The following is a 966-nucleotide window of genomic DNA, read 5'->3' as shown; positions in this document are numbered from 1 at the left end:
TCAGAAGGGTGGCGGTTCGTAGGTTGCTGCGAGCCAGGCTTGGTGGTCGCGTTCGGCTTGGGCGTTGAGTTCCAGGCGCGCGCGGCGTTCGCGGTTGATGCGGGCGCGGCGGTCGTGTTCGCGGGTGGTGGTGCGGCGGGGCATCATCGCGCTGCGTTGTGGTGGCTGATCGGCGGCCCCGGGCGGTGTCAGCGGGGCGGTGGGGGTGGCCAGGGCCGGGAACAGCGCTGCGCCGTGCGCCTCGGAGGTGTAGGTGTGCCCGGTGGGCGCGGTGAACACGATGGTGCCGTCGGGGCGCTGCTGATCGGTCCAGCCGCGCGGCCCGGTGTAGAAGGTTTTGATCAGGTGGTGGGTGCGGCAGTAGTGCTTGAGGCTCGAGGCGTGGGTGGCCCCGGCCGGCCAGGGCACGGTGTGGTCGATATCGCAGTCGGCGACCGGGGCGTCGCAGCCCGGCCAGCGACAGGTCAGATCCCGCCAGCGCAGGAAATCGGCCAACCCGGCCGAGGGGCGGTAGCCCGGCTCCGGTGCCGCGCCGGGCAGCCGCACCGGGGTGAGCCTGGCCGTCGCGGCGGCCTGGCGCACCGGCTCGGCGGGCAGCACCCCGAAGCCGGGCAGATAGCCCGGACTCGCGCCGGTCCCCTCGACGGTGCCCTGTTCGGCCAGCAGATGGACCACGATCTGGGCCGCACTGTCACTGACCGCACGGGCCGGGCATTCGGGATCGGGACACTGGCAGGCCAGCGAGGCCTCCCAGCGGCCCATCGCCCCGCAGGCATCGGCGCGGCGCTGGGCGGTGGTGCGCGGATCGTCGGGGCACACGGTGGCCGCGATCGCGGTGAGCCGCGCCTGGAACGCCGCGGCGTCGAGCGCCCCGAGCGCCCCACCGAGTAGCGCCATCCCCGCGGCGGTGGGGTGGGCATCGACATCGACGTAGCGGTTCTCGGCCACCGCCGGCGGCACGCGTTG

Annotated in this window: 1 protein-coding gene; it reads right to left on the bottom strand. The window is 74.3% G+C overall.

The genetic code is table 11. The features are described 5' to 3' along the window. Positions 1–966, bottom strand: a 966-nt coding sequence (locus tag ACXAID_RS28230) for an HNH endonuclease signature motif containing protein (RefSeq protein WP_475025452.1), incomplete at its 5' end; no start/stop codon positions are given.

This window comes from Mycobacterium sp. ABE4_509, assembly GCF_056160785.1.
This window is presented reverse-complemented; position numbering and strand designations above follow the sequence as displayed.